The organism is Amycolatopsis decaplanina DSM 44594 (genome assembly GCF_000342005.1).
GTDB lineage: Bacteria > Actinomycetota > Actinomycetes > Mycobacteriales > Pseudonocardiaceae > Amycolatopsis > Amycolatopsis decaplanina.
Map to the genome: position 1 here is coordinate 104,943 of NZ_AOHO01000014.1, position 24,897 is coordinate 129,839.

Consider the following 24,897-nt stretch of genomic DNA (forward strand, 5'->3'; position numbering starts at 1 on the left):
CCAGAGTAGGCGCTGGGTCCGACAGTTTCCGGTTCCCCCGGTCGGCTCAGCACGAACAGTCACAGCAGGAACAGCAGTCACAACAATCACAGTTGCAGTCGCAGGAACCGTTCGGCTTCCCGCTCCACGGGCCCGGGAAGGGATCGCGGCAGCAGAACTGGCACGAACAGCACATGTAGGTCGCCACGGCGCAGCCGAAGAAGAAGTTCCTCGGCTTGGGCGGGACCCGGAACTTCGGGATCCAGCAGCCACCGCCCTGGCCGTCGATCGGCGCGCCGCCGCTGTGCTTGCCGCCCTTCTTCGGCGGCTCTTGGGGCGGTCCCCCGCCACCGGGGGCACCCTGCGGCGGAGGCGGAGGCTGATAGCCGCCTTGCGGGTACCGCTGGGGTGGATGGGGTTGATGCGGGTGCCCTTGCGGCCGCGGTCCCGGTCCGATCCAGCCCGGGGGCGGCTGCTGCGGACCGTGGCCGTGTCCGGCGAGCCCGTGCCCGAAGGCGCGCCGCACCGCCTGCCGCAGTTCGTGCACCAGCAGCGCGTGGACCAGCGTGGGCTGAGCGAACTTCACCTCGCGAAGGGCGAGTTCGACGCCGAGCACGGCGTCGTCGCACAGGCGCCGCGCCTCGGCGAGCCCGGTGCCGGTGGCCGTCAACGGGTTCCACGCACCGGCGGCCTCGTCCACGGCGAGGTCCTCGACGGCGTCGAGCAGATGCGCGGCCCTGCCGAACAGGCGCCCGGCCTCGGCCAGCGGCGCCGCGTTCTCCGGACGTCCCGCCAGGACCGCGGTGTGCGCGAACGCGGCCGCCGTCGCCAGTTCGGCGGGTTCGGTGGCGAGCACGGCCGAATCACCCAAGCGGACGGCGCGTTCGATCTCGCCCTGCCGGTCGACGGCCTCGGTCAGGACCGCCGTGTCGAACCCGATCCGGGTACCCGTGCGGCTCCCCTGGTCCGCCCAGCGCGTCGCGACCCGCTTCGCGGCGAGAGCGACTGAACGCCGCGCGAAGGCACCATCACGGTCCTCGACGTGGTCACTGACCTTGGCCGACGCCAGCACCAGGGAGACCGCCGCCGCTAGCTGGGCACCGCCGCCCTTCGCCACCGAAGTTCCCTTCATCGCCCGAAGCGGGCAAGGGCCGGCGTCGCGCCGCCCCTCCGCACGCGGCGACTGGGCTTCGACGAGCGCCGAGATGATCAAGCCGTCATAATTCGTCACCATTCGGGCGAGATGTCCGTGTTCATCGCGCAACGCCAGACAGAGACCACAGAGATGGGCGAGCCACTCCGCGTGCAGACCCGCGGAAAGCCGGTGGCGGCACGGCCTGATGATCCCGAACATCTCTCGACTCCCACTCATCCCTATGGCGGAACCAGCGCACCCTATCCGGCCGGACGGCGTTCCTCCCCCGGAACCGGGAAACCGTGATCGTCCACCCGGTTGGGCGGTGTTCGCGGGCGTCGGCGCCTTCCAAGATGGGCGCATGACCGCGCTGCACCCGCCGAAGGTCGAGTACTTCGACCCGGCCGCGAAGACCAACACCGATCCCAAGGGCGTCGTGAGGGCCGTCGACGAATATCGCGAAGAGCCTTTCGGCCTGTACATGGCGCGGCCGACGCCGGGACGGGCGCAGTTCCACTACATCGAGTCCTGGCTGCTGCCGGATCTCGGCCTGCGGATCACCGACTTCTGGTTCACCCCCGGTCACGAACGCGATCAGGACTTCTACCTCGACGTCGTCGACATCCGCCGTGAAGACGGCATCTGGGTGGCCACCGACCTCTATCTCGACCTCGTCCTGCGGGACAAGAAATCCGTCCAGGTGATCGACACCGACGAACTCCTCGCCGCGGTCACGGCCGGGCTGCTCTCCCGCGCGGACGCCGAACGCGCGCTCGGCGTCAGTCACGCGACCGTGGACGGGCTGGCTGCCCACGGTCACGACCTCCGCGGCTGGCTGTCCACAAAGGACATCACACTCGGCTGGCGACGGCACTGATCCGCCGGCATCCATCGATCGGTTGATCCTCGCTCATCCCTTGGGCGAGCCGATCCTGACCGGCCGATGGATCCCGGCAGCGGGCCGGTTGCGGGACTCTCGATCACGGGCGTAACCGATCGAGAGGGGGCGGATACCCGTGGTCATCGAGGCCGAGGGGCTCCGAGAACGGTCCGGTGGACGACAACGCGCGGAAGTCGCGCCGTTCGCCAGGACACCGGTGCCGGCGATCGCCGGGGCGATGGGGGCGGTACTCGCGGCGACGGCCGGTCGCTACGGCTACTTCGGCGACGAGCTGTACTTCCTGGCGGCGGGTCGGCATCTGGACTGGGGGTATGCCGACCAGCCGCCGCTGTTGCCGCTGCTGGCCCGCCTGATGGACGCGTTCGGCGCCGATTCGCCGTTCGTCCTGCGGATCCCGGCGATGCTGGCGATGGTCGCCGGTGTCGTGCTGACGGCGCTGATCGCCAGGGAACTGGGCGGCGGCCGCAAAGCGCAGACGATCGCGGCGGCGACCTTCGCGGTGTCCATCCAGATGCTCGGCGGCGGGCACTACCTGGCGACCAGCACGATCGATCCGTTCCTCTGGGCGCTGCTGATCTGGCTGCTCGTCCGCTGGGTACGGACCCGGGAGGACAGGCTCCTGATCTGGGGCGGCGTGGTCACCGGATTCGCGCTGAACACGAAGTTCCTCATCGGGGCGTTCTGGGTCGTCGCGCTCGCCGCCGCGGTGGTGTGCGGGCCCCGTGACCTCGTCCGCCGTCCGGCGCTGTGGCTCGGCGCGCTGATCGCCGCGGCGATGATCGCGCCCACCGTCGTCTGGCAGGCGGCGAACGGATGGCCGCAGCTGACCATGGGCACGGCGATCTCCCAAGAGGTCTCGGCCGGCTGGGGAGGGCGCGCCACCTTCGTCCCGACGCTGGTGATGAGCGCCGGAGTACCGGTGGGGTTGATCCTGGTCTGCTATGGACTCCTGCGCCTGCTGCGGTCCGAACGCCTGCGGCCGTACCGGTTCCTCGGCTGGACCGCGCTCGGCGTCCTCGCCCTGTTCCTGCTGGCGAACGGGCGTTACTACTACGCGGCCGGGATGTTCGCCCCGCTGTTCGCCGCCGCGGCGGTGGAGATCGAAGCGGGCCAGGCGTCGAAGTACTGGCGCTGGATCGCCACCTGGCCGGTGTACCTCGTGGCCGCGGTGATCGCGATCCCGCAGACGCTGCCGATCCTCCCGCGTGCGGAGCTGGCGACCACCCCGGAATGGGCGCGGCCGATCTTCGCCGTCGAGGAGATCGGCTGGCGGGAGATCACGGAGTCGGTGGCACAGGCGTACAAGACAGTTCCCGACCCGCCCCGGACCGGTGTCGTCACGGCGAAGTACTGGCAGGCCAGTGCCATCGACCACTATGGACCGGAGCTCGGGCTGCCGTCGCCGTCGAGTCCCAACCGCGGCTACGCGACGCTCCCGAGGCCGCCGGAATCGGCACGGGACATCCTGTTCGTCGGAAACGACCCTTCGGGCCTTGTGCCGTACTTCACGCAGGTGCGGGAGGTCGGCGCGCTCGACAACCGGGCCGGGATCACGAACGTGAGTCAGGGCATGAAGATCTGGCTGGCCACCGGCCGGAACGGCACTTGGGACACGGTATGGCCGAAACTCACGGATTGGGGCTTCTGAGCCTCGCCGGTCCTCTTACGACCGACGCGCCACGCCGGTGGCACGTAAGGTGCGAGAGGACCGGCACCCGAGGGATCTGCGAGGAATGGATGGAAGCCGCCCGCGCGGCCGAAACACCGACCGTGTCCAGTGCGGCGTTCGCCCGGCTCCCGGTGGGGTTGCTCGCCGCCGCGGCCGCGGCGGTCCTGCTGGCGACGGCGTGGCGGTACGGCTACTTCGGTGACGAACTGTACTTCCTCGCCGCCGGCAAGCGGCTGGCCTGGGGTTATGCGGACCAACCGCCCGTACTCCCGTTCCTGGCGCTGGCGATGGACACACTCGCGCCGGGCAACGTCTTCGTGTTCCGCCTGCCCGCCGTCCTCGCGACGGCCGCCGGTGTCGTGTTCACCGGGCTCATCGCCTACGAACTGGGCGGAGACCGCCGGGCGCAGACCCGCGCCGCCGCCGCGTACGCGATCTGCGGGCAGTTCCTCGGCAGCGGGCACTATCTGGCCACCTCGACGATCGATCCGGCGCTGTGGACGCTCATCGCGTGGGTGCTCGTGCGGTGGATGCGGACCCGTGACGACAACCTGTTGCCGTGGCTGGGCGTGGCGACCGCCGTCGCGTTGAACGTCAAGCTCCTCATCGCGACGTTCTGGGTCGCCGCCGGGATCGCGATCCTGGTCTTCGGACCCCGGGATCTGTTGCGCAGGCCCAAACTCTGGATCGGCGCGGGCATCGCCGCGCTCTCGCTCGTACCCACCCTCTGGTGGCAGGCCGCGAACGGCTGGCCGCAGCTGGAGATGGGCGACGTCATCGCGCACGAGACCACCGGTGGCTGGAGCGGCCGCTCCGGGTTCCTGCCCGCCCTGCTGACCGGCGCCGGGCTCGGCATCGGAGTCGTCGGTGTCCTTTATGGACTCTGGGTCCTGCTGTTCTCGGCCAGGCTGCGCGAATACCGGTTCCTCGGCTGGACCTCCGTCGGCGTGATCGCGCTGTTCATCCTGTCCAACGGCCGGTACTACTACGCCGCGGGCATGTTCGGCGTCCTGTGGGCGGGCGCGGCCGTCCACTTCGGACAGTTGAAGCCGTCCTGGTGGTTCCGCTGGATCCCGGCCTGGCCGGTGTTCCTGCTTTCCGCGCTGTACACCCTCCCGTACGCGCTGCCGGTGTGGCCGTCCGCCTGGCTCGCGGAAGGCCGGGACGTACCGCGCCCGGCGTACGCGCTGGAGGAGATCGGCTGGCCGGACCTCGCCCGTTCGGTCGCGGAGGCCTATCACCGGCTCCCGCCGGAGCAGCGGGCCCGCACCACACTCGTCACGGCCGGATACTGGCAGGCCGGGGCGCTGGACCGGTACGGCGCCGACTACGGGCTTCCCGCCGTGTACAGCCCCAGCCGGGGTTTCTGGTACTTCGGGCATCCACCCGAGACCGCGGACAGCGTCCTGTTCGTCGGGCCCGATCCGGCGCGGCTGCTGCGTTCGTTCACCGACGCCCGGATCGTCGCCCGCGTGGACAACGCGACAGGCGTCCGCAATGTGAGCCGCGGGATGCCGATCTGGCTGGTCACCGGCCACACCGAATCCTGGGCGACGGCGTGGCCCGGACTGAGAGAATTCCGGGTATGACCAGCTGGATCCGGTGGCAGGACTCGCTGTGGCCGTCGCCGGACGACGGCGGGTCGCTGTGGCGGCCCTGGTCCGGCCGGGTCGAAAAGTACCTGCCGTACGCGCTGCTGGCGCTGAGCACGGTGCTCAGTCTCGTGATTTCCGGGCACGACCCGGTGACCACCCTGGGGCTGGCGGGAATCGCGGCCGTCTGGCTCCTGCTCACCTTCACGCTGATACCGAAGCGGTGGGCCGAGCATCCGGTCGTGGTCGCCGTGTCCTTCGCCGGGCTCGTCACGATCGCGGCGGTGCTCGAAGGACACGACACGATCTTCCTCATCTTCATGATCACCGGGTTCTTCGACGCGATGCGGCTGCGGCCCGCCCCGCTGGCGCTGGCCGGGATCTTCGTGGTCTCGGCGCTGATCAACACGATCCCCAACGGCGGCCCGGTGCGGGCGTTCGCCGATCAGCCCGCGCTGTGGACCGTGGTCACGCTGGTGCAGACGGCCGCCATCGGCGGGGGCGGGCTCGTCTCGGCGGCGATGGCGCGCCAGCACGCGGAACGCAAACGCGTGCTCGACGAACTTGCCGCCGCGCAGGAGGAGAACGCGGTGTTGCACCGGCAACTACTGAGCCAGGCACACGAAACCGGCGTCCTCGACGAGCGTCAGCGGCTGAGCCAGGAAATCCACGACACCCTCGCCCAAGGCTTCACCGGGATCATCACCCAGCTGGAGGCGGCCGCCGAGGCGAAAGGCGATCCCGCGGAATGGCAACGGCACGTCGGCTCCGCGATGGCCTTGGCGCGGGAGAACCTGACCGCCGCCCGGCGTTCGGTGCGGGCGCTCGGCCCGCAGCCACTGGCCGCCGCGACCCTGCCGGACGCACTCGGCGAGGTCTCCCGGCAGTGGAGCGGCCGGACCGGCGTCGAGGTCCGGTTCACCACCACCGGGACCGGGCGGGCGCTGCATCCCGAGATCGAAGCGACACTGCTGCGGATCACCCAGGAGGCGCTGGCCAACGTCGAGAAGCACGCCGCCGCCACGATCGTGGGGCTCACGTTGTCCTACATGGCCGATCAGGTGACCGTCGACGTCCGGGACGACGGGAAGGGCTTCGAACCGAACGCGCCGGACGCGCGCCCGGCGGGTGACGGCGGTTTCGGCATCCCCGGGATGCGTGCCCGCGTCGCCCGGCTGGCGGGAACACTGCACGTCGAATCGGAGCCGGGCGGCGGGACTGCCGTGTCGGCCGATCTGCCCGCCATCGCGCTGGAGGCCCGAGCATGACGATCACGCTGCTGATCACCGACGACCATCCCATCGTCCGTGACGGGCTGCGCGGCATCTTCACCGCGGATCAGGGGTTCGAGGTGCTCGGAGAAGCGTCGTCCGGCGACGAAGCCGTCGCACTGGCGGAGAAACTCCGCCCCGACGTCGTGCTGATGGACCTGCGGATGCCGGGCTCCGGTGGAGTGGCCGCGATCGCCAAGCTGGTGAAACTCCGGAATCCCGCACGGATCCTCGTGCTGACGACCTACGACACCGACACCGACGTCGTCCCGGCGATCGAAGCGGGCGCGACCGGCTACCTGCTCAAGGACGCTCCTCGCGAGGAGCTCTTCCGCGCGGTCCGGGCGACGGCGCGCGGGGAGGCTGTGCTCTCCCCCGCCGTCGCAGACCTGATCCTGGGCAGGATGCGCGCACCCGCGCCGGAGCCGCTGAGCCGGCGGGAACTCGAAGTCCTCACCCTGATCTCGCGTGGTTCGACCAACAAGGAGGCCGCGAAACTGCTGTTCATCAGCGAGGCCACGGTGAAGACGCATCTCGTGCACGCCTACGCCAAGCTCGGCGTGAAGGATCGCGCGGCCGCCGTCGCGACCGCTTTCGCACGGGGGCTTCTCGGGGGCTGAGCCCTACGGGGTCCAGCCGGTCGAATCCGCCCACGCGTCGGCCCGCGCGAAGGCCGCGTCGACCCACACCTGCTTCTCGTCGGTGTACTGCTCGACTGTCCCATCACTGGCGTGCTTCGCGGCCATGGCGTTCTTGACCGCCGCGTAGGCGTCACGTTCGCCGGGGTTCCGCCGCAGCCATTCCGGGAACAGCAGCGCGAGCCGCCAGGCAGGCGTCTCCTGGGAGCGGACGTGCAGGTTGACCGGACGGCGCGGGTCTCCACCGAAGTGGAACCGCTTCGGCCAGGTCCCCTCTTCGCCGTGCGCGTCGTCGAACCACTCCCCTTCCGCCCGCGGGAACCCCGCGTCGGAGAGCGCGTCGGCCAGCTCGTCTGCCTTGTCCAAAGTGGACACCGTCAGCTGGAGGTCGAGGATGTCCTTGGCGGGAAGCCCCGGTACGGACGTCGAACCGATGTGATCGACCCTTACGGCGTTGTCGCCCACCACGACGCGGATCCGCGCGAGTGCTCGTTCGGCCTGCGCGGGCCAGGTCTCGTCATACGGCGCGATCTTCGGCGACATCGGCGCACGCGGTTTGCGGAGCCGCACGTTCGCTTCGAACGGGGTCAGCCTGTCCGCCCACAGCGCGTCGACCTCGGCGAGCACGATGTCGGGCGCTCCGCTGTTGTCGAACCACACGTCGGCCACCGCCCGGCGCTGATCGGTCGTGGCCTGCGCCTTGATCCTGGCGCGCGCGTCGGTCTCGGCCATTCCCCGCGCCTCGACCAGGCGGCGGACACGGACCTCCTCCGGCGCGTCGACCATGACGACGAGGTGGTACATCGGCGCGAGTCCGCCTTCGACCAGCAGCGGGATGTCGTGGACGATGATCGCGTCAGGCGCCGCGGCCGCCATCAGCTCGGCCGTCCTGGCGCCGACCCTCGGATGGACGATCGAGTTCAGCCGCTTGCGTGAGTCCTCATCGGCGAACGCCTTCGCGGCGAGCGCGGCGCGATCGAGCGAACCGTCGGAGGCGAGGATGTCTTCCCCGAACGCCTCGACGAGTTCCGCGAGCCCAGGCGTCCCCGGCTCGACGACCTCCCTGGCGATCTTGTCGGAGTCGATGAGGACGGCGCCGTGCTCGGAAAGCCGGTTCGCCACCGTCGATTTTCCGGCGCCGATCCCGCCGGTCAGGCCCACACGCAGCATGACGATCAGCCTAGTGGCGCGACCTGAACCGACCGCTCAGGGTCACTGGATGGGTACACCCGGCACAGAAGGGCGCAAAAGGCAAGTTCATCGTGACGCGTTACACGACCTTTATGGGTGACACGCCGGGCGATTACCCGGCTTCGGGAGCTTGATTGCGTACCGTGCGCGGCGAAGATAGCCCACACGGAGGAAAGATGACAGTCGGCAAGCACGTCGGAAGGCACCGGCTCGGAACGCCGGGCCTGGTGCACTGTGTCCTCCATCGTCCCGTGGCCGAAGCCCTCGCCGAATATCGGCGCACGTGGCTGAGCGCGCTCCTGGTCCCCGCCAAGCACAGCTTCGCCGGACTTCGCCGCAAGGCCCGCGCCGCGGCGCTCGAACACGTCTGGGTGCCGGCCGTCCGGACCGCCACTTCCTGACCCGCTTTCCCGCCCCGCTCCTGCCGCAAGTAGTCATCTACTTGCGCTGATCCCGGATCGCAACCAGGTGCCGAATTGCGAGTGCGGACAAAGACAGCGGCCCCGGTCCGTGGTGGACCGGGGCCGCTGTCTGTCAGCTACTGGCTGAGCGCCTGGATCACGCGCCGCCCGACAGCTTCTCGCGGAGAGCCGCGAGCTGCTCGTCGCTGGCGAGCGTGCCACCGCTCTTGGCCTCGGCCGGAGCGGAGGTGTAGCTCTGCTCGCCCGAGTCGCCGGAGGTGACACCGGTCGCGGCGTCGGCAGCGGCCTCGGCGTCGGCCTCGGCGGCCTTCTGGACCTGCTTCATGTGAGCCTCGTAGCGGGTGTGAGCCTCGGCGTACTGACGCTCCCACTCCTCACGCTGCTTGTCGAAGCCTTCCTGCCACTCCTGGGTGTCCGGGTCGAAGCCTTCGGGGTAGATGTAGTTGCCCTCGGCGTCGTACTCGGCGGCCATGCCGTACTGAGTGGGGTCGAACTCGGTCTCCGGCGTGACGCCCTCGTTCGCCTGCTTCAGCGACAGCGAGATGCGACGACGCTCGAGGTCGATGTCGATGACCTTGACCATCACGTCGCCGTTGACCTGGACGACCTGCTCCGGGATCTCTACGTGGCGCTCGGCCAGCTCGGAGATGTGCACCAGGCCCTCGATGCCCTCCTCGACGCGCACGAACGCACCGAACGGGACGAGCTTGGTGACCTTGCCCGGCACGATCTGGCCGATCGCGTGGGTGCGGGCGAACTGACGCCACGGGTCTTCCTGGGTCGCCTTCAGCGACAGCGAGACGCGCTCGCGGTCCATGTCGACGTCCAGAACCTCGACCGTGACCTCCTGGCCGACCTCGACGACCTCGGACGGGTGGTCGATGTGCTTCCAGGACAGCTCGGAGACGTGCACCAGGCCGTCGACGCCACCCAGGTCCACGAAGGCACCGAAGTTGACGATGGACGACACGACGCCCTTGCGGACCTGGCCCTTGGCGAGCGCGTTGAGGAACTCGCTGCGCACCTCGGACTGGGTCTGCTCCAGGTAGGCACGGCGGGACAGGACCACGTTGTTGCGGTTCTTGTCCAGCTCGATGATCTTCGCCTCGAGCTCGCGGCCGACGTACGGCTGCAGGTCGCGCACGCGGCGCATCTCGACCAGCGACGCGGGCAGGAAGCCGCGCAGGCCGATGTCCAGGATGAGGCCGCCCTTGACGACCTCGATGACGGTGCCCTTGACGGGCTCGTCCTTCTCCTTGAGCTCCTCGATCGTGCCCCAGGCGCGCTCGTACTGCGCACGCTTCTTGGACAGGATCAGACGGCCTTCCTTGTCCTCCTTCTGGAGAACCAAGGCTTCGACCTCATCGCCGACGGTGACAACCTCAGCCGGGTCGACATCGTGCTTGATGGAGAGCTCGCGCGAGGGGATGACACCCTCGGTCTTGTAGCCGATGTCGAGCAGGACCTCGTCGCGGTCGACCTTGACGATGGTTCCTTCGACGATGTCGCCATCGTTGAAGTACTTGATCGTCTTGTCGATCGCAGCGAGGAAGTCTTCCTCCGACCCGATGTCGTTGATAGCGACTTGCTGGGGCCCGGCGGGGGCGGTCGGGGCGGTGGCGGTGTCGGTCGTCATTAGGCGGGTTGCTCCGGTGGATGGGAAGTAGTGGGTTTGCAGTTAGGGCACCATGGGCTCTTCCGACATGAGGCGACCACATAAGCAAACGTCCACAGGGAACGACCGCGAGCATCACCGCATCCGGTACGCGACCCCCTGACCCGGACGCTGAGCGAACCGGGGGAAAGAGTAGCGCGAACCCACTGCGCTAACAGATATCCTACGCGGCCCCCTGTACACGGCACAATCAGGGTCGCCCCCACGATCACGGCGGGCGGATAAACTGTGCCGCGAAGCCCTGACCTGGGGAAAGGATATCGGTTTGAGCCACCAGTCCGTCACCGAGCCCGAACGGCACGCACAGGCCGAGGAGCGGCTCGGCACAACGGGGGTCGCCTATCGGGCGGTCTCGGCGCCGGAGGCGACCGCGGCGAACCTGGCGTGGTGGGACGCCGACGCCGACGACTATCAAGCGACCCATGGCGGCTTCCTCGGCGACGCGGACTTCGTCTGGTGCCCGGAGGGCGTCCGCGAGGCCGACGTCGCACTTCTGGGTGACGTCGGCGGCAAGCGGATCCTCGAGGTCGGCTGCGGGCAGGCGGCCTGCTCGCGCTGGCTCGCCACGCGGGGTGCCGAGGCGGTGGCGACCGATCTGTCGGCGGGCATGCTGCGGCACGCGAGGCAAGGCAACGAACGGACCGGCACCTCCGTCCCGCTCGTGCAGGCGACGGCGGAGTCGCTCCCGTTCGCCGACGCGAGCTTCGACGCGGCCTGCTCGGCTTTCGGCGCGGTGCCGTTCGTGGCGTCCGTGGACGTCGTGTTCGCCGAAGTGCACCGGGTGCTGCGGCCGGGCGCCCGCTGGGTGTTCTCGGTGACCCATCCGATGCGCTGGATCTTCCCCGACGATCCCGGACCGCAGGGCCTCACCGTCACCCAGCCGTATTTCGACCGCACGCCCTACGTCGAGGTCGACGAAGAGGGCGTCGCGACCTACGTCGAGTACCACCGCACCCTCGGCGACTACGTCCGGGCACTCGCCGACGCCGGGTTCGCGTTGACCGACCTCATCGAGCCGGCCTGGCCGGAGGGCCACTCCCGCAACTGGGGGCAGTGGAGCCCGTTGCGCGGCAAGCTCTTCCCCGGCACCGCGATCTTCTGCACCCAGCGGGGATGACCTCGGCGGCGGAACGGCAGCGGGCGCGGTTCGCCGCGCTCGACCCGCTGCTTCCACCGCCGCCCCCGCTCCCGGCGGGTGAACCCGTCGAAGCGGGCGGCGCCATCGGGACGATCGCGCATGTGCGGTTCGCGGCGGGATCCTGGCAACGGCTCTGGAGCCCGGCGCGGGTGCAGATCCTCTCCGCGATCCTCCCCCTCGACGCCGGCGCGGGAATGAACGCGCTGCTCTCCGCCTGGCGCGAGCGGATCGCGCTCGCCGACGCCGAACCCGATTCGTCGTGCACGGTCACCTGGCCCAGCCGTGACGTCGCGGTCACGCGGGCCCTGCTCGACCACGGCCTCGCGTCGCAACTGGCGCTGGCCGTCCGCGCGCCCGCCGAGGGTGAGGCGCATTCCGTGCCCGGCGTGACCGTCCGCGCGTCGACACCCGGAGATCTGGAGGAGATCGTCGGCCTTCGTTTCGAAGAACTTCGCTACACCTCGTTCGTCGGACACGGTGTCGTCCGGCCCGGGGCCGAGGCCCTGCTCGCGAAAGAGGTCCGGCGCGGTTTGCAGTTCGGCGGCCGCGTCTGGATCGCCGAGGAGGAAGGGGTCACGGTGGGGATGGTGACCAGCGGAAAGCGCTGTCCGATCCCCGGTGACGCGCTCGCCGGACGGCTTCCGCCTGGCGAGTGGGGCTACCTCGGAACGCTCGCGGTCGCCGCGGCCGCGCGGGGGCGCGGGATCGGGCGCGCGCTGACCGCCGTCGCGCACGACGAGCTGTTCTCGCCGTCGCTGCGCGGTACCTTCGTCTCGTACAATCCGGCCAATCCGCTTTCCCCGGTGTTCTGGCACCGGCAGGGTTATCGTCCACTGTGGACGACGTGGGCCGTCGCCCCCGCCGCGGCCCTGCGGTAGCGGAGCCCGGCGCGGCCGACCCTGGGAACGGGATGGAAATCGAGAAGACGTTGCTCGACGCGCACCGCACCCGGTTCGCGACGATCGACAGGCTCCTGCCCGAGGCGGCGCCGCCCCCGGTCGTCGGCGAACGCGTGGACGCCGCCACGGCGGCGGGCGTCCAGGTCACCGGCGTGGTACAGCGTCAGCTGCACGGTCCGGACGACGTCCCCCTGCTCTGGTCGGCCGCCGACGTGCGGCAGCTGTTCCCGTTCATCGGGAACACCGGCACCGAGGGCATGGACGTACTGCTGCGCGCGTGGCGGAAATGGATGGACGCCGAATCCCCCGGCGAGGATTCGTCCTGCGTGGTCAACTGGCCGAGCCGGGACGCCGAGGCGATCCGCGCCTTCCTCGACCACGGGCTGGTGCCGATGTCCGCGCTCGCCGTGCGCACCGGACGCCACCGGGACGACCCGGCCGTCGACGGCGCGGCGGTCCGCCGGGCCCGGCGCGAAGACTTCGACACCGTGCTCGCGCTGGCCGTGTCGACCCACGACTACATCGGCCAGGTCGCCACCCGGCACCGCCCGAACGCCGACGAACTGCTCGCCCCGGCCCTGGAACGCGCGCTCGACAAGGACGCTCCGCTGCTGTGGCTGGCCGAACGCGACGGCGGGATCGCCGCGTTCGCGCACGCCGCCTGGATCACGTCATCGCCGGGCTCGGCCGAGGCCGAACTGCTCCCCCACGGCCACTGGGGATACGTCAACAATGTCGTCACCGTGCCCGGCCTGCGCGGGAGCGGACTCGGCCGCACGCTGATGTCGGCGGTACACGAGGAGTTCGCCGCCGACGGCGCGGACGGCACGTACCTCTACTACAACCCGACCAACCCGCTCTCTTCGGTGTTCTGGCACCGGCAGGGTTATCGTCCACTGTGGACGTCCTGGGAGGTCCATCCGGCGTCGGCCCTGCGTTAGCCGTCCGGTTTGCGGAGGTTTCGTCACTCTTGTGTGTGACGTAAGCCCCCCACGGTTGTGCACCTCCCAGGTCAGGGCTAACTTTTGAACTGACCAGTCAGTTTAAAGTTCCGTGAGTCACCGACCTGGGAGTTCTTCGTGCGGGTTCAAGCCGACAGGGTGTCCGTGACCGGACCCCACGGCACGTTGCTGTCGCCTACTTCGCTCACCGTTTCGGGCGGTGAGCTGGCGATCGTGCACGGCGAGCCGGGGGTCGGCGTCACCGCCTTCGGGCTGGCGCTGGCAGGCAGGCTGAAGCCCGCCACCGGGACGGTGACCGTCGAGGGCGGCGATCCGCACAAGGTCGTGGCGATCGTCGACTCCCCCGGCGTGAGCGAGCCGGACGGCGCGTTGCCGCTGCAGGTCGTCGTCGGGGAGGAACTCGAACTGGCGAAGCGCCCGGCGAACAAGGCCGCTGTCGCGAGCTGGCTGGCCGAGCACGACGCAGCCGCGTTCGCCACCACCCGCTTCGAGAACCTCGAACCGGTGACGCGCACCCGGCTGCTCACCGCGCTCGCCGCGGACCGCAAGGGGGTCGGCGTCCTCGTGCTCGACACCCCGGACAGGCACACCAGCGACGTCGACAGCTGGGCGAGGCTCGCCCGTGAGCACGCCGAGCGCGGTCTCGCCGTCATCGTGCTGACCGCCACCACCCCGGTTTCGGCCCTCCCGGAGAAGCCCGCCCTCTGCGGCGCCCTCGAGCAGCCCGACCCCGTGCGCTGCGCGCCCGTCGAGGCCGGGCCGGACGAAACCGAAGAGACTGAGAAGACTTCAGGAGACCAGGAATGAACCCCGTCCGGATCGCCGCCAACGAGCTGCGCCGGCTGAGCAGTGGCACCCTGCCGAAGCTCGCCATGGTCGCGCTCGTCCTGGTGCCGCTGCTCTACGCGTCCTTCTACCTCTACGCGAACTACGACCCGTACTCGCGCCTGGACAAGCTGCCCGCCGCGGTCTTCACCGCCGACACCGGCGCGAAGGACTCGGCCGGCGCGGAACGCAACGTCGGCCGCGAAGTCACCGACGAACTGGTCAAGTCCGGCACGTTCCAGTGGCACGAGGTGTCCCAGGACGAGGCCCTCAAGGGCGTCCGGAACGACACCTACTCGTTCGCCATCGGCATTCCCCGCGACTTCTCCACCGCGCTGCTGTCCTCGGGCAACTTCCAGCCCCAGCAGGCGACGATCACGCTGACCACCAACGACGCGAACAACTATCTGTCCGGGACCATCGCGAAACAGGTGGCCGAACAGGTCCGCAAGACGATCGCGGAGAAGGTCGGCAGCGAGGCCGCGGACAAGTTCCTGGTCGGTTTCTCCACGATCTACGGCAAGATCCAGGAGGCCTCGACGGGTGCTTCGCAGCTGGCCGACGGCGCCGTTAAGCTCAAGACCGGACAGCAGCAGCTGGCCGACGGCGCCGATCAGCTCGCCTCCGGCAGCTCCCAGCTGGCGACCGGGCTCGGCACCCTGAAATCCAGTACGGCCCAGCTCCCCGCCCAGACGCAGAAGCTCGCCGACGGCGCCGGTCAGGTCGCCGACGGGAACCAGAAGGTCTCCGACGCCGCCTCGCTCGCGGCGACGGCTTCCGGGGACATCCAGGCCAAACTCGACGGCTACCGCACCCAGCTGGCGCAGGACCTGCGCGACGCCGGAGTCCCCGAGACGAAGGTGCAGGAGATCCTGAGCCGCCTCGACACCCTCCGGTCGCCGGTCGACCAGGCGAACACGAAGATCCAGGGCGCGAACAGCCAGCTCATCCAGCTCGCGTCCGGCGCGCGGCAGGTGTCCGACGGCGCGCACCAGCTGGCCTCGGCCACACCGCAGCTCACCAGTGGCATCGCCCAGGCCGCCGACGCGTCGGCACAGATCCGCGACGGTGCCGCGAAGCTGAACGACGGGGAGAAGTCCGCGGTCACCGGCACGAACCAGCTCGCCGACGGCGCGGTGCAACTGCGCGACGGCCTCGCCGCCGGCCTGAAGGAGATCCCGAACCCGGACGACCCCACCCGCGCGGCGACCGCCAACACCATCGCCGACCCGGTGGCGGTCAACTCCTCCGGCGTCGCCTCGGCCGGGACCTACGGCGCGGGGCTCGCCCCGTTCTTCATCTCGCTCGCGACCTGGATCGGCGCGTTCGTGCTGTTCCTGTTGCTGCGCCCGCTCTCGACCCGTGCGCTGACCGCCGGCGCGTCGCCGTTCAAGGTCGCGCTCGGCGGCTGGCTGTCCTCGGCGCTGCTCGGGATCGCGCAGGTGATCGTGCTGTTCGGCGCGGTGACCTGGCTGGTCGGCATCGATGTCGCACATCCGCTCGGCGCGATCGGGTTCGCCGTGCTGGTGTCGCTGACCTTCACCTCCGTGGTGCACGCGCTCAACGCGTTCTTCGGCGCCGTCGGGAAGTTCCTCGGCCTGGTGCTGCTGGTGCTGCAACTGGTCAGCGCGGGCGGCACGTTCCCGTGGCAGACCATCCCGGACGCGTTGTACCCGTTGCACATCGTGCTGCCGATGGGTTACGCGATCGACGGGTTCCGGCACCTGCTCTACAGTGGTGCCTCGATGGAGATTCTCGGTGACATCGGCGTCCTCGTCGCGTATCTCGTCGGCGGGATCCTGGTCTCGACGCTGGCCGCGCGGAAACGGCGCACCTGGACGGTTTCGGCACTGAAACCCGAGCTGGCGTTGTGAGTCCCCGGGGCGAGGCGACGAAGCAGAAGCTGTTCGAGGCGACGCTGCGGCTGTCCGCCAGCCGCGGCCTCGTCGGGCTGACGGTGGATGACATCGCGGCCGAGGCGAAGGTCGCCAAGGGCACCGTCTACTACAACTTCGGCAGCAAGGACGGTCTTGTCGACGCGCTGCTGCGCTACGGCGTCGGCGTGCTCGCGGACCGCCTGCGCGCGGCCACCGGCGACGGCGACCCGATGGATGTCATCGAGTCCCAAGTGGACGGTGCGCTGGAGTTCATCGCCGAATACCCCGGTTTCTCGCAGATCCTGGTGAGCGAGATGTGGCGCACGCCCGGCACCTGGCACGAGACGCTGACGTTGCTGCGCGAGGAGATCATTTCGATCGTGCGCGAGCAACTCCACCGGCTGGACGCCGCCGGGCGGCTGCCCGAAGGCGTCCAGATCCCGACGGCGGCGGCCGGGTTGTTCGGCACGATGCTGGTCGTCGCCCTCGACTGGCAGGTGTTCCAGCCGAAGCGGACGCGGGCCGACGTGCGGGAATCGGTGATGGTGCTGGTTCGGGGGCTCGGGCGTTAAGCCCCGCCTCGGATCCGGCTGCCGTGTCGCGAAAGCCACTTTCGAAACATCGTGAGTGGTAATGACGGTTCTAACCGTCATTACCACTCACGAGGCCTAATGCGCGGCGTCGTTCCAGGACCGTCCGTACCCGACCGAGACCTCCAGCGGCACCGCCAGTTCGTAGGCCGAGCCCATTCCTTGGCGCACCAACGCTTCCAGCTGCTCGCGCTCGCCGTCGGCGACCTCGAGGACGAGTTCGTCGTGGACCTGCAGCAGCACCCGGCTCTTCAATTTCGCCTCTGTCAGCGCCTTGTGCACATTGAGCATGGCGACCTTGATGATGTCGGCCGCGCTGCCCTGGATGGGGGCGTTGAGCGCCATCCGCTCGGCCATTTCGCGGCGCTGACGATTGTCACTGTTGAGGTCGGGCAGATAACGCCGGCGACCGAAGATCGTTTCGGTGTAACCGACCTTGGCCGCGTCACCCACGACCGAATGGAGGTAATCGCGCACGCCGCCGAAGCGGGAGAAGTACGCCTCCATCTGTTCTTTGGCTTCCTCGGTCGAGATCCGCAGCTGCTGCGAAAGCCCGTACGCAGAAAGCCCGTACGCCAGGCCGTACGACATCGCCTTGACCCGGAACCGAAGTTCCGGCGTGATCTCCTCCGGCGGCAGCGAGAACGCGCGCGACGCCACGAACGTGTGCAGGTCCTCGCCGCTGTTGAAGGCCTGGATCAAACCTTCGTCCTGCGAGAGATGCGCCATGATCCGCATTTCGATCTGGCTGTAGTCCGCCGTCATCAGCTCGGCGTACCCGTCGCCGACGACGAACGCGTCGCGGATGCGGCGGCCTTCCTCGGTGCGGATCGGGATGTTCTGCAGGTTCGGGTCGACCGAGGAGAGCCGTCCGGTGGCGGCGATCGTCTGCAGCAGAGTGGTGTGGATGCGGCCGTCGTCGGCGACCGACTTGATCAGGCCCTCCACCGTGGTGCGCAGCCTGGTCGCGTCCCGGTGCTCCAGCAGATGCTGCAGGAACGGGTGCTCGGTCTTCTCGAACAGGCTCTGCAGCGCCTCGGCGTCGGTGGTGTAGCCGGTCTTGGTGCGTTTGGTCTTCGGCATGCCGAGCTCGTCGAACAGGATGACCTGCAGCTGCTTCGGCGAACCGAGGTTGACCTGCTTGCCGATGACCGCGTACGCCTCCTCCGCGGCCTGTGTCACCCGGCTGAGGTAATGCGCTTCCAGGTTGGTCAAGTGCTCGATGTCGACCGCGATGCCCGCCGCTTCGAGTCCGGTGATCACCTGCAGCAACGGCAGCTCGAGCTCGGCGAGCAGCTGCGCGCCGCCCAGTTCTTCGAGCTCCTTGGTCAGCGCGCCCGCGAGTTCGGCGACCGCGCGGGCCTTGACCAGCTCGGCCTGGATCTCCTTCAGCTCCATGTCCTCGGCGCCACCGTCGAGGAGCGAAAGCTGCCCGTCCCCGGTGTCGGCCTCGGAACGCAGCTCGCGGTGCAGGTACCGCAGGGCGAGGTCGTCGAGCTCGAAGGTGCGCTGCCCCGGGCGGACCAGGTACGCGGCGAGCGCGGTGTCCATGACGAGCCCGGCGAACGTCCAGCCGCGTGCCCGGACGGCGTGCAGCGGGATCTTCAGCTCGTGGCCGATCTTCTGGATCTTCTCATCGGCGAGCCAGGCCGTGAGCGCCTTGTCGTCCTCGGCGTCCATCGTGGTGACGTCGACATACGCGCCTTCGCCGTCCGCGGCGGCGAACGTGATGGCCTTCAGGTCGGAGCGGACCGAAGCCCCGGTGGTGCGGAACGCCAGGCCGACCGGCTTGTCCCGGCCGGTGTGCGCGGACAGCCATTCGGGAAGCGCGCCCGGCGCGAGCTTCGAACCGCTGACCTCGAAACCCTCCTCGGCCTCGGGCTCGGCGCTCTGCAGGGTGGCGAAGAGACGGTCTCGCAGGACACGGAACTCGAGTTCGTCGAACAGCGCGTGGACGGCCTCGCGGTCCCAGGGACGCAGCTCGAGCATTGTCGGGCCGAGCTCCAGCTCGACGTCGCGGATCAGCTCGGTGAGCTGACGGTTCAGCATGACCGCGCCGAGGTGCTCGCGCAGCGCGTCGCCGACCTTGCCCTTGACCTCGTCGACCCTGTCGATCAGCTCGTTGAAGGAACCGAACTGCCTGATCCACTTCGCGGCCGTCTTCTCACCGACCCCCGGGATGCTGGGCAGGTTGTCCGAGGGGTCGCCACGCAGCGCGGCGAAGTCCGGGTACTGCGCCGGGGTGAGGCCGTACTTCTCCTCGACCGCCTCCGGGGTGAACCGGGTCATCTCCGACACGCCGCGCTTCGGGTACAGCACGGTGACCTGGTCGGTTACCAGCTGGAGCGCGTCGCGGTCACCCGTACAGATGAGGACGTCGAAGCCTTCGGCGGTCGCCTGTGTCGTGAGCGTGGCGATGATGTCGTCGGCTTCGTAGTTCTCCTTGGTCAGCGCCGGGATGCCGAGGACCTTCAGCACGTCCTCGACCAGCCCTACCTGGCCTTTGAACTCATCCGGGGTGCTGCTGCGGTTGGCCTTGTAGTCCGCGAACGTCTCCGAACGGAACGTCTTGCGGGAGAGGTCGAACGCCACCGCGAGGTGGGTCGGCGCCTCGTCGCGCAGCAGGTTGATGAGCATCGAGGTGAACCCGAAGACCGCGTTCGTCGTCTGCCCGGTCTTCGTCTTGAAGTTCTCCGCGGGTAACGCGAAGAAGGCGCGATACGCCATCGAATGGCCGTCGATCAGCAGCAGTTTGGGCCGCTCGGCCTGTGCGGTGGCGGGTGTGGCGTTGGCAACGGTCGTGTTCTCACTCGGGCTCACAGGACCGAGTCTAGGGTGAGGGTCTGACAGTCCTACCTGTCGTGTCTGTTAAGGAGCGTTGCGTGACCGAACAAGCCCTCGAACCCTTCGCCGGGATTGATCCGGCCTTCGCCGGCCAGCAGCTCAACGACAAGCTCGGGCTCGAGATCAGCGAATTCGGTCCCGAACGCGTCGTGGGCAGCATCCCGGTAGAGGGCAACCTCCAGCCCTACGGCCTCCTCCACGGCGGAGCGAACGCCGTCGTCGCCGAGGCGCTCGGCTCGCTGGTCTGCGCGCTCAACGCCGGCACCGACAAGGCGACGATGGGCCTCGAACTGTCGTGCACCCACCACCGGGCGGTCCGGTCCGGGCGGGTGACCGGTGTCGCGACGCCGGTGCACGTCGGGCGCGGGACCGTCTCCGCCGAGATCGTGCTGACCGACGACCAGGGACGCCGGTCGTGCACGGCGCGGCTGACCTGCGTGGTGCGGGAACGGCCGCCGGGCGCCTGAGCTCCTGGCTCTGCTGAATGTCCGTGAAGGCCCCCTTCACCACCTTGAGGGTAGGGAAGGAGGCCTTCACGTACTTTTGAGGGCGTGGATCTCGACACGGCTCAGGTGCGCGCGTTCGTCGCCACGGCCGACCACGGCCATTTCGGTCGCGCGGCAGAATCCTTGTTCCTCACCCAGCAAGCGCTGTCGAAGCGGATCCGGAAGCTCGAGGACGCCCTGTCCGTCCAGCTCTTCCGGCGCACCAACCGGTCCGTCGAGCTGACCGCCGACGGCGACCGGTTCCTCCCGCACGCGCGCGAGCTGATCCGCGCGGCGGACGCCGCCGTCGCCGCTATGGGGCTGCAGGACCGTCCGCCCCGCCTCGACATCATCGACCCGCGCCTCTCCCCCATGTACATGCTGCGGCGCATCGCGCGGCGGGATACCGCGCAGGTAGTCGAACGCGTCGCGGGCCGCGGGCTGGCCAATGCCCTCGACCCGCTGGTCCGCGGCGAGATCGACCTCGCTTTCGGCCGCGTCGCGGACCTCGGCCGCGAAGTGCCCGTAGAACTCGATCATCGGCTCGTCCGGCTCGAACCGCTCGTCGCCCTGCTCGCCCCGGAACACCCGCTGGCGGGCAACGATGTCCTGAAATTGTCCGATCTCCGGAGCGAGGGCATCTGGATTCCGCAATTGGGCGGCCCGGTCGAATGGCTTTCTTATTTGCAACGCCTATGCAAAGAATTCGACGTCCCGATCGACGACTCCGGCGTCAGCTACGACCTCCGGCACACACTGGAACAGACCCGCTACGGGAAGCAGCGGGTCACGCTCGCCGGCGCCGACATGGACCTCGCCTCCGACCTCAATCTGCGAGTCCTGCCCTTCGAGCCGTCGCCACTGTTCCCGTGGTCGGTGGTGTGGCGGCGCGGCGAAGGCCCGGCCCTGCGGCGCCTGCTGGCGCTCGCGGGCCGGACCAGCCACGAAGAAGGTTGGTGCGCCTACGATCCCGACCGGTCCTGGCTGCCGGACGACGACCTCAGACAGCTAGGCCGTATCCGGTGAGTCTGTTCGATGGGCTTCGTGATCCAGGTGGTTCCTGGCGGTGCGGGCGGATCGGCCTCGTACCGGGTCGTACTCGGCCGCGTCCGCCCGTGCTGTCAGGGATCACCTGGGCGCGAAGACCGCGAACATGACTTACCGGATACGGCCTAGGTGCCGGGCGAACCAGCGCGTGAGCTCGGCGTCGACCAGCTTCGCGTGTTCGGTCTGCGGAGCGGGTTCGAGGCCGGGCGCCTCGGCGAATTCGTGCGCCATCCCCGGGATGGTGACGAGTTCGGATCGCCGCTCCCCCAGTGCCTTGTGCAGGGCTTCGGCCGGTTCGGTGATCGAGACGTCGTCCTCCTCACCGATGACGAGCAGGACCGGCGCGGTCAGTTCCTCCGCCCGCCGCACGTAGTCGTATTCGTCCGCGACCGCGCGGGACCGGTCCGACCAGTGGTAGGTGACGTCGTAGACCCGCTCGTTCGCCGCGATCACCGGCGCCAGCTGGGTCACCGGGTTCACCAGCGCGGCCGCCGCCACGGGAATCTCGGCGTGGGTCAGCATCTGCAACGCGACCCCGCCGCCCTGCGAACCGCCGACGAGCCCGACCGGACCGTCCTCAATGGACAAGCGGGAGCGCAGTTCCGCCACCGCGGCCGGGAACTCCGCCTCGACCTGCTTGGTGAGCGGTTCGACGACGTTGAGCACGTTGTCCTCGCTCGCGAGGCGGAAGAAGCCCTCGAAACCGCCTTCGGGGAACCGTTTCCCGGTCAGCGGCAACCCGAGGTGCACCCGCCAGGCGTGCAGTTCCCGCATCGGCAGCGCCGCCGCCATGGCGGCTTCGCTGAAGGGCGCGCCCAGCAGATGCCAGGTCAGCACCAGCGGCGCCGGCCGCTTCCCGTCCGACGGCGGCAACGCCACGAACGGGACTCCCGCCGCCACGCCTTCGATCGCTTCGACGCTCATCGTCATGTCTCTCCCAGGTCCTTGTTTCGGCTCTGGGAACAGCTAATCGCGAGGTCAGGGCCGAGATCCAACAGCCGTTCGGACCGCGACGACAACCATCGGTTGTCATGATGCGAAAGGCAGAGTGGGCACGGTGAGTGCCCTTTGGGGCAGCACCGCTACGACGAACGGACGCTCTCGATGACGGGGAGAAAGCGCAAGATACTCAGCCGAAACATGATCATTACCCACCGGCATGATCGAAGTGGTAGCGGTGAATCCCCAGCGTGACCAGCGAAGACTCGCCAACCGGCAACATTCGCCTTTTCGTGCAATTCGTTCTGGTTTCGACCGTCACGATGTGGACACAGAGTGATGGGCGTCTGTCCAGATCATGGCGGAGGGGGATATCTTCCTGCCCTAACCTAGCCCCTGTGTCGGGGGCAACGCCTACCGGCGGCTGGTTGGTCATGGGAGGTAGTCGGTGTCAGGAGTGCGTTTTGGACGGGTTTTCGCCGTCGCGGCGGCTGCGTCGCTGGCGCTGGCGGGCTGTGCAGGCGGCAGCAGCTCGTCCGGCAGCGGTGACAGCAGCACGCTGAAGATCGGGTTCATGGGTGACCTCACCGGTGAGAACTCCGGGATCGTGATCCCGCCCCGCAACGGTGCCAAGCTCGCTATCGACGAGTACAACAAGACGAACCCGGCGACGAAGCTGGAACTCAAGGAATACGACAGCCAGGGCAAGCCCGAGCAGGCCACGTCGCTGATCGCGACCGCCGTCGGCCAGGACAAGATCAGCGCCCTGATCGGCCCGGCGTTCTCCGGTGAGTCGAAGGCCATCGGCGGTCAGCTGGAACAGAACAAGATCCCGAGTGTCTCGCCGTCGGCGACGAACCCGGGTCTCGCCTCGAACGGCTGGAAGTACTGGCACCGTGTCGTCGCGAACGACAACGACCAGGGCCCGGCCATCGCCAACTTCTTGATCACGGCGAAGTCGCCGAAGAAGGCCTACGTCATCTCGGACGACCAGGAGTACAGCGTCGGCCTGGCGGACGCCTTCGAGAAGACCTTCAAGGAGAAGAACGTCCCGACCGAGCGCGACAAGTTCGCCAAAGACGCGTCGGACTACTCCTCGACCGTGCAGAAGGTCAAGGCCGCCAACCCGGACGTCATCGCCTTCGGTGGCTACTACGCCCAGGGTGGCCGTCTGCTCAAGCAGCTGCGTGACGGCGGCGTCACCGCCACCTTCGCGACCGGTGACGGTTCGCTCGACGCCCAGCTGGTCAGCGGCGCGGGTGCCGCGGCCGCCGAGAAGGCCGTCATCGGCTGCCCCTGCAACATCAAGGACGCCGGTTCCGCCGACGAGTTCGTGACCAAGTACAAGGCCGCGTACAACATCGACCCGGCGATCTACTCGACCGAGGGTTACGACGCCGCGACCGCCATCATCAACGCGGTCAAGGCCGGTAACACCACTCCGGAGAAGATCAACGAGTTCCTCAAGACCGTCGACTTCAAGGGTGCCTCGAAGCAGATCAAGTTCAAGGAAAACGGTGAGCCGCAGACGAACGCGATTTACGTCTACCAGGTCACCGGTGGCGTCATCAAGAACCTCGGCGCCTCGACCGAAGCCAAGCTCAACGGCTGACGGAGCAGGTAGGAAAAGCTAACGGAAGCGGGGGCGCTGCTGTGCGGGCACGGCACCCCCGCTTCCCGTAAATATGGCGAAAAATCCTCGCCCCGTCCCGTAAGGCATCCACGTCATGCTTCAAGATCTGCAAGCCCAGTTCCTCGGTAGCACCATCGGCGGACTGGTCGCCGGAAGCATCTACGCCCTCATCGCCCTCGGCTACACAATGGTCTACGGCGTGCTCCGGCTCATCAACTTCGCACATTCCGAGATCTTCATGATCGGGACGGTCACGTCCCTGTTCGTCCTCATCACCATCGCGGGCGGCACCGCCCCGATCACGCTCGGCGTGTTCGGGATGATCGCCGTACTGCTGCTGATCATCATCGCCTCGGCCGCCGTGTCCGGCGGTGCGGCGGTCCTGCTGGAGCAAGTGGCGTACCGGCCGCTCCGCAAGAAGGGCGCGACGCGCCTGGCCGCCCTGATCTCCGCCATCGGCGCCTCGCTGTTCCTGCAGGAGCTGTTCGGCCTCGAGATCATCGAATGGATCACCGGCAAGTCCGGCCGCGTGCAACAGAACGCGCCGCGGTTCATCCCGCACGAGGAACTGTTCCACATCGGCAACGGCGTGGTCCGCACCGATCACGTGTTCGTCGTCGTCGGCGCCGTGATCATGATGATCGCCCTCGACCAGCTGGTCAGCCGCACCCGCATCGGCCGCGGAATCCGTGCCACCGCACAGGATCCCGAAGCCGCCGTGCTGATGGGTGTCAGCATCGACAAGATCGTGCGCCTCACCTTCCTGCTCGGTGGCGCGATGGCCGGTGTCGCCGCCGCGCTGTACGTCATGGAGTACGAGAACACCGACTATCGCATCGGTTTCCTCCTCGGCATCAAGGCGTTCACCGCAGCGGTGCTCGGCGGTATCGGCAACCTGCGCGGGGCGCTGCTCGGTGGCATCGTGCTCGGCCTGGTGGAGAACTGGAGTTCCATCTTCTTCGGTTCACAATGGAAGGACGTCACCGCCTTCGTGGTACTGGTGCTGGTCCTGATGTTCCGTCCCACCGGCATCCTCGGTGAATCGCTGCAGCGGGCACGCGCATGAAGGGCAACGAAGAAGTGGCTGAAAGTCCTCAGAGAACGGAAAGCCCGCGCGCGCCGGGTTCCACCCGATCGACGGTCTGCGGGATTGGTGGGCCGATGCTCCGCATTGGCAGCGTTATG

General features: G+C 68.6%; 21 protein-coding genes. 16 read left to right on the plus strand and 5 right to left on the minus strand.

The window, feature by feature from the left end; genetic code table 11:
* Window positions 1-46 precede the first annotated feature (46 nt).
* Window positions 47-1,333, minus strand: a complete 1,287-nt coding sequence (locus tag H074_RS00855; RefSeq protein WP_007028117.1) for a DUF5685 family protein — start codon at window positions 1,331-1,333, stop codon at window positions 47-49.
* A 142-nt stretch (window positions 1,334-1,475) separates the two neighbouring features.
* Here H074_RS00855 and H074_RS00860 point away from each other — a divergent pair, with 142 nt between their 5' ends.
* The 5 genes from H074_RS00860 (at window position 1,476) to H074_RS00880 (ending at window position 7,167) form a co-directional block, all read left to right on the plus strand.
* Window positions 1,476-1,991 (plus strand): ribonuclease FAU-1 family protein, encoded by a 516-nt coding sequence (locus H074_RS00860; protein WP_007028118.1) that lies wholly within the window; start codon window positions 1,476-1,478, stop codon window positions 1,989-1,991.
* 139 nt (window positions 1,992-2,130) lie between these two features.
* A complete protein-coding gene (locus tag H074_RS00865) occupies window positions 2,131-3,663 on the plus strand; it encodes an ArnT family glycosyltransferase (protein ID WP_007028119.1) in 1,533 nt (510 codons plus the stop codon).
* An 89-nt stretch (window positions 3,664-3,752) separates the two neighbouring features.
* Window positions 3,753-5,273, plus strand: coding sequence for an ArnT family glycosyltransferase (locus H074_RS00870; protein WP_007028120.1), 1,521 nt, complete (start codon window positions 3,753-3,755; stop codon window positions 5,271-5,273).
* Window positions 5,270-6,544, plus strand: coding sequence for a sensor histidine kinase (locus H074_RS00875; RefSeq protein ID WP_007028121.1), 1,275 nt, complete (start codon window positions 5,270-5,272; stop codon window positions 6,542-6,544). The genes H074_RS00870 and H074_RS00875 overlap by 4 nt, the downstream gene beginning before the upstream one ends.
* Window positions 6,541-7,167: a response regulator gene (locus H074_RS00880; RefSeq protein ID WP_007028122.1), complete on the plus strand. Its 627-nt coding sequence runs from the start codon at window positions 6,541-6,543 to the stop codon at window positions 7,165-7,167. Before H074_RS00875 ends, H074_RS00880 begins: the two co-directional genes overlap by 4 nt.
* 3 nt (window positions 7,168-7,170) lie before the next feature.
* Here H074_RS00880 and coaE read toward each other — a convergent pair whose 3' ends face one another.
* On the minus strand, window positions 7,171-8,355 hold the full coding sequence (gene coaE / locus H074_RS00885; protein ID WP_007028123.1) for a dephospho-CoA kinase: 1,185 nt from the start codon (window positions 8,353-8,355) through the stop codon (window positions 7,171-7,173).
* A 197-nt stretch (window positions 8,356-8,552) separates the two neighbouring features.
* On the opposite strand from coaE, the gene H074_RS00890 reads away from it, so the two are divergent.
* Window positions 8,553-8,777, plus strand: coding sequence for a hypothetical protein (locus H074_RS00890; protein ID WP_007028124.1), 225 nt, complete (start codon window positions 8,553-8,555; stop codon window positions 8,775-8,777).
* Between the two features lie 157 nt (window positions 8,778-8,934).
* Here H074_RS00890 and rpsA read toward each other — a convergent pair whose 3' ends face one another.
* A complete protein-coding gene (gene rpsA / locus H074_RS00895) occupies window positions 8,935-10,434 on the minus strand; it encodes a 30S ribosomal protein S1 (protein ID WP_007028125.1) in 1,500 nt (499 codons plus the stop codon).
* A 304-nt stretch (window positions 10,435-10,738) separates the two neighbouring features.
* On the opposite strand from rpsA, the gene H074_RS00900 reads away from it, so the two are divergent.
* The 6 genes from H074_RS00900 (at window position 10,739) to H074_RS00925 (ending at window position 16,746) form a co-directional block, all read left to right on the plus strand.
* The gene (locus tag H074_RS00900; protein ID WP_007028126.1) at window positions 10,739-11,590 is read left to right on the plus strand and encodes a class I SAM-dependent methyltransferase; all 852 of its coding nucleotides are present in this window, start codon (window positions 10,739-10,741) and stop codon (window positions 11,588-11,590) included.
* Window positions 11,587-12,489: a GNAT family N-acetyltransferase gene (locus H074_RS00905; RefSeq protein WP_007028127.1), complete on the plus strand. Its 903-nt coding sequence runs from the start codon at window positions 11,587-11,589 to the stop codon at window positions 12,487-12,489. The genes H074_RS00900 and H074_RS00905 overlap by 4 nt, the downstream gene beginning before the upstream one ends.
* A gap of 32 nt (window positions 12,490-12,521) precedes the next feature.
* On the plus strand, window positions 12,522-13,451 hold the full coding sequence (locus tag H074_RS00910) for a GNAT family N-acetyltransferase (RefSeq protein ID WP_007028128.1): 930 nt from the start codon (window positions 12,522-12,524) through the stop codon (window positions 13,449-13,451).
* Between the two features lie 138 nt (window positions 13,452-13,589).
* On the plus strand, window positions 13,590-14,279 hold the full coding sequence (locus tag H074_RS00915) for an ATP-binding cassette domain-containing protein (RefSeq protein ID WP_007028129.1): 690 nt from the start codon (window positions 13,590-13,592) through the stop codon (window positions 14,277-14,279).
* Complete coding sequence (locus tag H074_RS00920; protein ID WP_007028130.1) at window positions 14,276-16,171, plus strand: YhgE/Pip domain-containing protein; 1,896 nt, start codon at window positions 14,276-14,278, stop codon at window positions 16,169-16,171. Before H074_RS00915 ends, H074_RS00920 begins: the two co-directional genes overlap by 4 nt.
* Complete coding sequence (locus H074_RS00925; RefSeq protein ID WP_007028131.1) at window positions 16,168-16,746, plus strand: TetR/AcrR family transcriptional regulator; 579 nt, start codon at window positions 16,168-16,170, stop codon at window positions 16,744-16,746. Before H074_RS00920 ends, H074_RS00925 begins: the two co-directional genes overlap by 4 nt.
* A gap of 96 nt (window positions 16,747-16,842) precedes the next feature.
* Here the strand turns inward: H074_RS00925 and polA are convergent, their stop codons facing one another.
* The gene (gene polA, locus H074_RS00930) at window positions 16,843-19,584 is read right to left on the minus strand and encodes a DNA polymerase I (RefSeq protein WP_007028132.1); all 2,742 of its coding nucleotides are present in this window, start codon (window positions 19,582-19,584) and stop codon (window positions 16,843-16,845) included.
* 62 nt (window positions 19,585-19,646) lie between these two features.
* Between polA and H074_RS00935 the strand changes: the two genes are divergently transcribed.
* Both H074_RS00935 and H074_RS00940 read left to right on the plus strand, forming a co-directional pair.
* On the plus strand, window positions 19,647-20,075 hold the full coding sequence (locus H074_RS00935; RefSeq protein ID WP_007028133.1) for a PaaI family thioesterase: 429 nt from the start codon (window positions 19,647-19,649) through the stop codon (window positions 20,073-20,075).
* Between the two features lie 84 nt (window positions 20,076-20,159).
* Entirely contained in the window at window positions 20,160-21,119 is a 960-nt protein-coding gene (locus H074_RS00940; RefSeq protein WP_007028134.1) for a LysR family transcriptional regulator, read from the plus strand.
* A gap of 132 nt (window positions 21,120-21,251) precedes the next feature.
* Here H074_RS00940 and H074_RS00945 read toward each other — a convergent pair whose 3' ends face one another.
* Window positions 21,252-22,070: an alpha/beta hydrolase family protein gene (locus H074_RS00945; protein ID WP_007028135.1), complete on the minus strand. Its 819-nt coding sequence runs from the start codon at window positions 22,068-22,070 to the stop codon at window positions 21,252-21,254.
* A gap of 466 nt (window positions 22,071-22,536) precedes the next feature.
* On the opposite strand from H074_RS00945, the gene H074_RS00950 reads away from it, so the two are divergent.
* Together H074_RS00950 and H074_RS00955 are read left to right on the plus strand one after the other, a co-directional pair.
* Entirely contained in the window at window positions 22,537-23,691 is a 1,155-nt protein-coding gene (locus H074_RS00950; protein ID WP_007028136.1) for a branched-chain amino acid ABC transporter substrate-binding protein, read from the plus strand.
* A 115-nt stretch (window positions 23,692-23,806) separates the two neighbouring features.
* Window positions 23,807-24,778, plus strand: coding sequence for a branched-chain amino acid ABC transporter permease (locus tag H074_RS00955; RefSeq protein ID WP_007028137.1), 972 nt, complete (start codon window positions 23,807-23,809; stop codon window positions 24,776-24,778).
* Window positions 24,779-24,897: the final 119 nt, after the last annotated feature.